Source organism: Acinetobacter sp. YH12099, from assembly GCF_013419195.1.
In the GTDB taxonomy this organism is placed as follows: Bacteria; Pseudomonadota; Gammaproteobacteria; order Pseudomonadales; family Moraxellaceae; genus Acinetobacter; species Acinetobacter towneri.
The window spans coordinates 1-2458 of sequence record NZ_VPAP01000047.1 but is presented as its reverse complement, the minus strand read 5'-3'; the positions used below and the strand labels follow the sequence as shown (position 1 = coordinate 2458).

At 46.9% G+C, this 2458-nt stretch carries 3 protein-coding genes; all 3 read right to left on the bottom strand.

Annotation, left to right across the window (positions count from 1 at the left end; genetic code table 11):
- Positions 1–1582: IS66 family transposase (locus FTU39_RS13660; RefSeq protein WP_180052276.1), on the bottom strand; the 1582-nt coding region annotated here is incomplete at its 3' end.
- A gap of 74 nt (positions 1583–1656) precedes the next feature.
- Positions 1657–1992, bottom strand: coding sequence for an IS66 family insertion sequence element accessory protein TnpB (gene tnpB, locus FTU39_RS13655; RefSeq protein WP_004828548.1), 336 nt, complete (start codon positions 1990–1992; stop codon positions 1657–1659).
- The gene (locus FTU39_RS13650; RefSeq protein ID WP_004828545.1) at positions 1989–2372 is read right to left on the bottom strand and encodes a transposase; all 384 of its coding nucleotides are present in this window, start codon (positions 2370–2372) and stop codon (positions 1989–1991) included. Before FTU39_RS13650 ends, tnpB begins: the two co-directional genes overlap by 4 nt.
- Positions 2373–2458: the final 86 nt, after the last annotated feature.

The window sequence follows — 2458 nt, the reverse complement described above, 5'->3', positions numbered from 1 at the left end:
TTAAATAGGCATAGGGATCCAGCCCATTCAGCTTTGCTGACTGGATTAATGTCATAATATTGGCTGCTCGCTGACCGCTGCGCAGCGAACCTGCAAATAACCAGTTCTTACGTCCCAACGCCCAGGGACGCATCTGATTCTCGACCCAATTATTGCAAATAGGTAAATTGCCATCATCCAGATAGCGGCTTAAAGCTGGCCAACGCTTCAGAGTGTAATTGATGGCCTTGGCGGTGGGAGAACTCGATGGCACTGTCAGATGATGTTGGTTGAGCCATTCATATAGTTGTTGCATCACCGGTTGGCTGTGCTGTTGTCGGTATTCGCGGCGGTCTTCCGCTGTACCATCGGTCTTTTTCCTGAGTTCTGCTTCTATCGCATACAGTTTCTGAATCAGCACCAATGCCTGTTCAGCGACCTGACTTTTCCCAGTTACATGCAGTTCATGGAATTTACGACGTGCATGCGCCATGCAGCCCACCTCAATGACCTGGCCTGATTTAAAGCGTGCTTTATAACCACTGTAATCATCACAGACTAGATAGCCCTGCCAGCCTTTCAAGAACTCTGCAGCATGCTGGCCTGAACGACTATCCTGAAAGTCATAGATCACCGCCTGAACTGGATTGTACTGTGTGGTGGCATAGGCCCAGACATAACCTTTCTTCGGTTTTTTATTATTCTCACCCATCCGCATGATGGTGACCGGCGTTTCATCGGCATGGATCACCCGCTGTTGCAGCACCACCTCTTTTAAGGCATTGGCCAGAGGTTCCAGTTCCACACCGCAGCGACCAATCCAGTCAGATAACGTGGATCTGGACAGATCAATGCCAGCCCGCTGATAGATCAGGCGCTGACGGTACAGCGGCAAATGATCGGCATACTTCGATACCAGCACATGGCTGAGCAGTTCAGGACTGGCAATACCTTTATCAATCACATAGGCGGGCATCGCTTGCTGAGTCAGGGTGTCGCACTGATCACAGACCCATTTGCCACGTACATGCTGTTCCTTATAGAACTGTGCCGGTCTGAAATGCAGTTTTTCACTGATATCTTCGCCGATACGACGTAACTGGCAGCCACAACTGCATTGGGTTGATGCAGGTTCATGCTCAATACGGATGGTGTGTAGATGATCTGGCAGCAGTCGACGTTTAGGTTTGTTGACTGTGGCTTTCTGTGTCGCTGCATGGGTTTTATCTGCATTTAATCGTTCTAATTCCAGATCAACGGCTGCGATATCTTCTTCGACCGCCTCATCCCACAGATGGATTTGTTTTGCGGTGAGATGTTCGTTTTTACTGCCGAATTTATGCTGTTTAAACAGCGCCAGTTCATGCTCGTATTTTTGATTGAGAATAGAAAGATGCTGAACTTTAGAATCTAATTGCTGATTGGTGACTTCAAGATGTTGAACTTTGGCATCTAATTGTTGATTTGATACTTCCAGATGTTGAACTTGAGCATCTAATTGTTGTTTATCTTCTGCGAGTTGTTGATGCTGCATCGCCAACTGCCGGGTGAATTCCAGCAGTTGTTCATGGGTCAGTTGGCTTAAATCTGGCAGCGTATTCATGACCGCAGTATGCCTGAGGTCATGAGAAGAATGAAATAGAACGTTTGGAGGATGGCAGAATAGCCGAGCTTGGTTTAGAGCATCGTGACCACCTGCTGTCGTCCAATGCGCTGCCAAGGCAAACCCTGGATTAATGCCTGTAACTGTTCCGGGTTGAGAGCTACGCTTTCACCCTGGTGAACTTTAGCCCAGTGGAATTTTCCCTGTTCCAGCCGCCGGGCACACAGCCAGATGCCCAGTCCATCATGTACCAGCACTTTCATGCGATGGCCACGTTTATTACAGAACAGGTAAGCACAATGCGGTTTAATGTAGCCAAAGGCTCTCACCACCTGAGCCATGACAGTATCCATCCCTGCTCGCATATCCAGAGGTTGGGTAGAAAGCCAGATTTCATCGATACGGATCATGTTGCCAGCACCTTGAGTAATTCTGCCAAGGCAGGTATTTCTGATACTTGCCATTTCAAGCCAATTTCTGCTTTTGAGTGGGGTAAAGTAATTTGAACTTTTAACATGTCAGTAGGAGTAGGATCTAATGGTGCAGAGCAAGATAAGGCAATAAATGCAGGTTTATTCGGTAGTGGTGAGCGATCACTCCCTGGCTTAGCATCAATTAAGCGAATCCATTTGGATACAAGATTTGTATTCAATCCATGTTGCAAAGCGACTGAAGCAATTGAAACGTCCGGTGCTTTACAAGCCTGAACGATCTGCTGTTTAAATTCAGCACTGTATGTTCTTCGTTTTTTCGCAAGAGATGCGATGGATGTCTGATGATTTGTAGTCATAAATTTTAGTCCCCACTTGTTTCTAAGTGGGGACTAAATTAAGGCTTATAGGATGAATTCAGAAGGTGTGTTCAGCGGACGCTTAC

Coding starts and splice junctions, on each gene's coding strand:
- tnpB (WP_004828548.1), bottom strand. CDS start 1,992: ATGATCCGTATCGATGAAATCTGGCTTTCTACCCAACCTCTGGATATG.
- FTU39_RS13650 (WP_004828545.1), bottom strand. CDS start 2,372: ATGACTACAAATCATCAGACATCCATCGCATCTCTTGCGAAAAAACGA.